Genomic DNA, 6,551 nt, shown 5'->3' on the forward strand with positions numbered 1-6,551 from the left:
CTCACCACCATTCCCTATGTCTGCGCGACGGTGGCGATGGTGCTGACCGGACGAAGCGCCGACCGCTGGAAGGAGCGCCGCTGGCATGCGGCGGTACCGGCGGTGCTCGGCGGGCTAGGGCTGGTGCTCAGTACGCTGACGGTGCAGAACCCGATGGTGTCGTTGGTGTTCCTGTCGCTGGCGACCATGGGCATCATGACCGGGCTCTGCCAGTTCTGGTGCCTGCCGCCAGCGTTCCTGGGCGGCATGGCGGCTGCCACCGGCATCGCCATGATCAACTCGTTCGGCAACCTGGCGGGGTTCCTCAGCCCCTACATGATCGGCTGGGTGAAGGATACGACCGCCTCGACCGATATCGCCTTGTACTGCATCGCGGGATCGCTGGTGTTCGCGGCATGTATCTGCCTGGCGATGCCCAAGGCGGTGGTGAACCGCTGACTCGGGTGACCCGCCCATCCGGATGACGCAAACGCGGCCAGGCCCTTGGCTACAGGCACTCTCGCCGTAGCAACGGGCCCGGCCGCACGGGTTATTGCGCCAGGTACTGGCCCAGCCGCTCGATCAGGTTTTCACGGGCGTGGGTGGTGTGCAGGTCGGACAGTTCACCTGCCTTGACGACGTCTCCCGCCGCGATCGCCTCGGCGATCGCTTCATGCTCGAGCCAGATGGTTTCGCGCTGCATCGACGATTGCAGCACCGCCCCCATCGCCCGGCGCAAATGCACCCAGTAGACCTGGGCGCTCTGCGCGATCAGGGGGTTGCCGGAGGCGTCGTAGATGGCGGTATGGAACGCCATGTCCGCATCGATCATCGCCTTGATGTTCTTGCCCTTGGAAATCGCCCGGCCGCGGGACACGTACGCCGGATCGATCGGCACCCCGCGGGCCGCCGCCATCTTCGCCGCCAGGTTGTCCAGCGCGCCGCGGATCAGGTAGAGGTTGCTGATCGACTCGATGGTCAGCGGCGTGACCAGCACGCCGCGCCCAGGGGCGTCCTGGACCAGCCCATCTTTTTTCAGCAGGCGCAGCGCCTGCAGCACCGGCGATCGAGAGACCTCCATCTGCTCGGCGATTTCTTCCTGGGTCAGGCGGGTGCCCGGCGCGATCGATCCATCGCTGATGGCATCGAGCAAGGTCTTGTAGACCTCGTCCACGTAATCGACGCGCGTCTGCACGCGCTTGAGCTTGGTTGTCATGGAGTGGCCTGGCTGCCTGTCGGTTGCCCTGAGTTCGAGCTGCATTGTCCATGTTCTCCACGCTGATTCAAATTTTTCTTGACTAGAGTGGAGTGTAGGTCAAGACTCTGAACTCTGTATACAGAGTGCTGATCGAGGGGAGTCGGATGGTGGAGGGCAGGGACCTTGACCGCTCACCCACCCAGCATCAAGAACACAGCAGCACCTGCGGCACCCTTGCGTTCCAACAATATGTATACAGAGTTCGGAGTTCCGAATTCTTGTGTCGAACAATAACGGAGCAATGCCCGATGAGCCAGAAACTGGATAAGCATGATGAGCAACGCGGTACCGGCAACGGCCCGGCAGTTCCCCAGAAACTGATCGCCTACGGCGGCTACTTCACCAGCAAGACCCCGGGCCATGATCCGGAACTGACCGAGACCGGCCCAGGCACGCCCACGGGCGAGTACATGCGCCGCTTCTGGCACCCGGTCTGCATGTCCCTGGAGCTGACCGACACCCCGCGTTTCATGAAGATCCTCGGAGAGGAGCTGGTCGCGTTCCGTGATGGCAGCGGCCGGGTCGGCGTACTGCATGCCCACTGCGTGCACCGGGGCGCCTCCCTGGAATACGGCGCGATCCAGGAGCGCGGCATCAAGTGCTGCTACCACGGAATGGTCTTCGACGTGGACGGTGCCTGCCTGCATGTGCCGTTCCCGGCCGGCGAGGAGAAGGAAGCGGACAGGTATGCCTGCTCGATTCGCCAGGGCGCGTACAAGGCATTCGAGCGCCACGGCCTGGTCTTCGCGTACATGGGGCCGCCCGACGACGAGCCGCCGTTCCCGGAGTGGGAGCAGGACTTCACCGTGCTGGAGGGCGACGAACTGGTCCCCTACAGCAACTTCCAGCACTGCAACTGGCTGCAAGTGCAGGACAACGCCGCGGACAACTTCCATCCCACCGCGCTGCACAGCGCGAAGAACGTGGTGGGCGAGAACTACCAGGGCACCACGTTCGACGAGGTCGGCGCGGCGTCCATGGAGGTTGCCCCGGACATGCAGTTCATTCCTGTGCACCAGGGCCGCACCCTGGCATGCGCCGGCGCTCGCCGGGTGAACGACGACCGCATGTTCCTGCGTATCCAGCACCAGGTATTGCCCAACCTCAGCCTGCACGCCTACACGTCCGAGGACGGCTCGGCGAAAAAGCTGTTCAGCCGTTTCCACATCATTCGCTGGACCGTGCCGGTGGACGACGAGAACAGCAAGATGATCGGCTGGCGGGTCATGGGGCCGGGCATTGATACCCGCGGCATTGGCAACAAGGACATGGTCGGCTACGAGACCATCGACTTCCTCGAAGGCCAGGTCGCCATGCGCCGGCCCGAGCGCTTCGGCAAGTACAAGCTCGAGGACATTCCCCCGATTCCGTCCAACCACCGCGAACGCCACGACTACAAGCAGGCCCAGTACGCGCCGGGGGACTACGAGGCGATCATCAGCCAGCGGCCGATTGCTGTTCACTCGCTGGAAAACCCGACCAAGTTCGATGCCGGCCTGTACGCTTTCCGCAAGATGCTTCGTGACGGCGTGCGGGGCAGCAATCCGCAGGCCTCGGCCCAGGGTTTCGCCCAGTGGCTGCGCGACATGGGCGGCGAGCCCAACAGCTACTGCACCGGCAACGTGTTCAACCTGCCGCGGGCGGCCACGCTCGAACAGGAAGTGGCCAACCGTCGCCGGCTGGCCCGTGAAGCGGTGGCCATCCTGACCGAAGCCGATGGCCTCAAGGGCGAGGAGCGGGCAGCGTTCGTGAAGGCCCGGTTCCAACAGCTCGAACAAAGCTTCAACCCACAATGACAGAACAAGGCGCCCCACGTGCCGGGGCGCCTGCCAAGTTCGAGGTATGCACCATGACTTCGCTGATCAAGCCTGCTGTCACTACCCTGGAACTCGTCGTCCGTCGTGTCACCCTGGAAGCCAAAGGCATCAATTCCTACGAGCTGGTCGATCCAGCGCGAACGGAGTTGCCAGCGTTCACAGCCGGTGCGCACATTGATATCCACCTGCCCAACGGCCTCGTCCGGCAATATTCCCTGAGCAATTCACCGCGCGAGCGTCACCGCTACGTCATCGGCGTGCTGCGTGACCCGAATGGAGGGGGCGGTTCGGCTGCCGTGCACCAGCTGCATGCCGGCGACCTTGTCCGGGTCAGCTGGCCGCGCAACAACTTCGAACTGCACCCCGATGCCTGCCGCTCCATCCTTCTCGCGGGAGGCATCGGCGTGACGCCGATGAAGTCGATGATGCACCAGCTGGAGAACGCCCGCGCCGATTACGAGCTTCACTATTTCTGCCGTGGACCGGAGTTCGCCGCGTTCTCGGAGGAGTTCCAGGTGGGTATCGCGCAGGGCCGCGTCCACGTGCATTTCGACGGTGGCACCCCGGCCAATGGCTTCAGCATCGCGTCCTTGCTGCAGGAGGCACCGCCAGGATGCCATGTCTACTACTGCGGGCCGGCCGGGTTCATGGAGGCCTGCAGGCATGCGGCAGGCCACTGGGGCGAAGGGACGGTGCATTTCGAGCATTTCAAGGCGCCAGCCAAGACGCCCACCGGCGGCGAAACCGTGGTCACCGACGGCTTCGTGGCGAAGATCAACAGCACCGGTGAAGAGCTTCTGGTGCCGCTGGGCGAGAGCCTGGCTGATGTGCTGCAGAACGCGGGTTATCCGGTGGAAACCTCTTGCCAGTCCGGGCTGTGCGGAACCTGCAGGATTCGCTATCTCGCAGGCGAGGTGGATCACCAGGACTACATCCTGGATGACGCGGAGAAAGCCTCATGCCTGACCGCCTGTGTATCGCGGGGCAAGTCCGGTGTGCTCGTGCTTGACTTGTAGCCGCCTGGGGTGCCGACCGCCGCTATGGTTTAATGGGCCCTCAACAGGAGGAGTGACATGAGCAAGGCTGCGAATACCCCGTTCTACCTGGCAGGCGTGCCCCTGGTCGCCGTTGGTGCCGCGTTTGCCGCCATCGGCGCCGCGGGCCAGACCGCGTTCGGCTGGACAGCGATCGGGCTGCTGGTTCCAGGCGTTGCACTGCTGGTTGCTGGCATCTGGCGCAATCGTCGCCAGGCTTGAGCTGGAAAGGGGAGAGGCCGTGGTTGTGGCCTCTCTTCAAGCTTGATCATGCAGTGTTTCCACGACGGCATCGACCTGTAACGCTTTTTCCCGGTGGGCGCCTCACCACCATCGTCCTTCCCGCCAAAACCGCTTCTTCGTCGATTCTCCGGCGGGCTTGCGCCTGCGCGCCCGATACGCTCGGCGCCAATTAGACAATAAGACCAATTGACGCAGGCAGCTGACCAGAATACATTCTGTATACACGTTGAATTCTATAGGTATTTCCTTGCGCATGAGTCCCTTGCGCTTCCAGGGAATAGATCAAGCAATGGGCATTTCTGCTTGCGTGTGAGCAGAATTGCCTCTTCGGAAGTTGAGAACACATGGCGGTTTCAAGAAGAAACGTACTCCTTGGCGCAGGCGCAACGGCTGGTATCGTTGCCGCTGGAGGCGCTACCGCTCTGCTGAGCGACGGCGTCCCGAATGACCCGGTTTCATTGCAGCGCATCGACTCGCTGCCAAAAGATGACGCCACCCCAGGCTGGTTCCACACCAGTCGGGTGCGTCAGCCACAACCGCCGCTGATTGGCGACGCCAAGGCACCTTGGGTAGTGGTCGGTGCTGGCTTCACCGGGCTGGCGGCCGCCCGCCAGCTGGCGCTGAATTTCCCGGACGACACCGTCATCCTGGTGGAAGCGCAGCAGGTCGGTTTCGGCACCTCGGGGCGTAACGCGGGCTTCCTGATCGACGTGCCCCACGATATCGGCGCGCCGGACTACATTGGCGACCCGGCCAACGCCCGGAACGTGCTGGCACTTAACCAGCGGGGCCAGGGCATCCTTCGCGACCTGGTCGAAGAACACAAGATCGTCGATGCCCACATGCGCCATTCGGGCAAGTACCAGGCAGCCGTCGAAGACAAAGGCATCGCGGTGCTTAACGCCTACCGCGGTGGTCTGGAAAAGCTGGGTCAGCCCTGCCACCTGATCGAAGGGTCGGAGCTGCGTGACCACCTTGGCACATCGTTCTATCGCAAGGCGCTGTACACCCCGAACACCATCCTGGTGCAGCCTTCGGCGCTGGTGAAGGGACTGGCCGACAGCCTGCCGGCCAACGTGAAGCTCTACGAAGACATGCCGATCACCGCGGTCGACTACGGTCAGAAAACCGTGTTGCATCACCCGACCGGCCGCATCACCGCAGACAAGCTGATCCTGGCCAACAACGCTTTCGGTGGCCACTTCGGCTTCCTGCAAGGGAAGATGCTGCCGATCTTCACCTACGGCAGCCTGACCCGCCCACTGACCGCGGCCGAGCAGGCCAGCATCGGTGGCAAGGACTTCTGGGGCGTGATCCCGGCCGACCCGTTCGGCTCGACGCTGCGCCGCACCCATGACAACCGGATCCTGGTGCGCAACAGCTTCAGCTTCAACCCTGATGGCCGCTCCAAGACCAACTACACCGCCAAGGTTCGTCCGGCGCACCGGCTGTCGTTCGAGCGCCGCTTCCCGGAGCTGGCCAACGTCGAGTTCGAGCACACCTGGGGTGGCGGCCTGGCGATGACCCGCAACGGCGCGGGCTTCTTTGGCGAGCTGCGCGAGAATGTCTACGGCGCGCTGGCCTGCAACGGCCTGGGCACCGTGCGGGGCACCGCCACCGGCACCTTGCTGGCCAACCTGCTGGCAGGCAAGCGCGAGCCGCTGACCGATTACCTGCTGGCCGCGCCAAAGCCAAACTGGAACCCGCCAGAGCCAGCCCTGTCGCTGGGCGTGAACTTCACGCTGCGCACCGGCCAGGCCCGCGCAGGCCTCGAAGCCTGAGTCAGCGCCGGCGGCGCGGCCAGATCACTGGCATCTGGCCGCGCCGCCGGTCTTTCGAGGTCACCTTTCCAGCATCGAAAAGGAAGCCATGCAATGTTCAGCAAACTGCCGATTGTCTTCATCGCCCTGGCCGGTTGCAGTGCAGCCTTCGCCCACCAGCACACACACAGTGACGCGGGTGGGGCCTACGCGATTGAAAACCCGCTGCGCCCTGGCGCAAAAGCGCCTTACTGCCAGACGCAGGACGAAACAGCCGATGGCTGCACCTTCCACAGCGTCGCAGGTGAAACCTACAGCGCGCATCTGTTGGCCGGCGAAGGTGAAACCTGGATCGCCGCCACCCCCGATACCCAGACGATCAACTTCGAGACGCAACCCAAGCCAAGCGTGCTGGAGGGCAAGTCGTACCAGGTGATCAAGGTTGTCCCGAACCCCGCCA

The 6,551-nt window shown here is 63.7% G+C and carries 6 protein-coding genes and 1 pseudogene; 6 read left to right on the forward strand and 1 reads right to left on the reverse strand.

Annotated elements, in window-relative coordinates; translation table 11 throughout:
- Positions 1 to 438 (forward strand): annotated as a pseudogene (locus VJS90_RS03385) (MFS transporter); the annotation flags it as partial.
- A gap of 91 nt (positions 439 to 529) precedes the next feature.
- On the opposite strand, the gene VJS90_RS03390 reads toward VJS90_RS03385, so the two are convergent.
- The gene (locus VJS90_RS03390; RefSeq protein WP_324119105.1) at positions 530 to 1,195 is read right to left on the reverse strand and encodes a GntR family transcriptional regulator; all 666 of its coding nucleotides are present in this window, start codon (positions 1,193 to 1,195) and stop codon (positions 530 to 532) included.
- A 290-nt stretch (positions 1,196 to 1,485) separates the two neighbouring features.
- On the opposite strand from VJS90_RS03390, the gene VJS90_RS03395 reads away from it, so the two are divergent.
- The 5 genes from VJS90_RS03395 to VJS90_RS03415 form a co-directional block, all read left to right on the forward strand.
- Positions 1,486 to 3,033 (forward strand): Rieske 2Fe-2S domain-containing protein, encoded by a 1,548-nt coding sequence (locus tag VJS90_RS03395; RefSeq protein ID WP_324119107.1) that lies wholly within the window; start codon positions 1,486 to 1,488, stop codon positions 3,031 to 3,033.
- Between the two features lie 53 nt (positions 3,034 to 3,086).
- A complete protein-coding gene (locus VJS90_RS03400) occupies positions 3,087 to 4,070 on the forward strand; it encodes a PDR/VanB family oxidoreductase (RefSeq protein WP_324119109.1) in 984 nt (327 codons plus the stop codon).
- A 57-nt stretch (positions 4,071 to 4,127) separates the two neighbouring features.
- The gene (locus VJS90_RS03405) at positions 4,128 to 4,310 is read left to right on the forward strand and encodes a hypothetical protein (RefSeq protein ID WP_324119111.1); all 183 of its coding nucleotides are present in this window, start codon (positions 4,128 to 4,130) and stop codon (positions 4,308 to 4,310) included.
- A gap of 479 nt (positions 4,311 to 4,789) precedes the next feature.
- A complete protein-coding gene (locus VJS90_RS03410) occupies positions 4,790 to 6,112 on the forward strand; it encodes an FAD-binding oxidoreductase (protein WP_324119113.1) in 1,323 nt (440 codons plus the stop codon).
- Positions 6,113 to 6,205: 93 nt separating this feature from the next.
- Positions 6,206 to 6,551, forward strand: a 346-nt coding sequence (locus tag VJS90_RS03415) for a hypothetical protein (protein WP_324119115.1), incomplete at its 3' end; no start/stop codon positions are given.

The organism is Pseudomonas sp., assembly GCF_035277045.1.
Taxonomy (GTDB): domain Bacteria; phylum Pseudomonadota; class Gammaproteobacteria; order Pseudomonadales; family Pseudomonadaceae; genus Aquipseudomonas.

Bases quoted from the DNA above. Each gene is read 5' to 3' on its own strand.
- VJS90_RS03390 (WP_324119105.1), bottom strand. From the start codon at position 1,195: ATGACAACCAAGCTCAAGCGCGTGCAGACGCGCGTCGATTACGTGGAC.
- VJS90_RS03395 (WP_324119107.1), top strand. From the start codon at position 1,486: ATGAGCCAGAAACTGGATAAGCATGATGAGCAACGCGGTACCGGCAAC.
- VJS90_RS03400 (WP_324119109.1), top strand. From the start codon at position 3,087: ATGACTTCGCTGATCAAGCCTGCTGTCACTACCCTGGAACTCGTCGTC.
- VJS90_RS03405 (WP_324119111.1), top strand. From the start codon at position 4,128: ATGAGCAAGGCTGCGAATACCCCGTTCTACCTGGCAGGCGTGCCCCTG.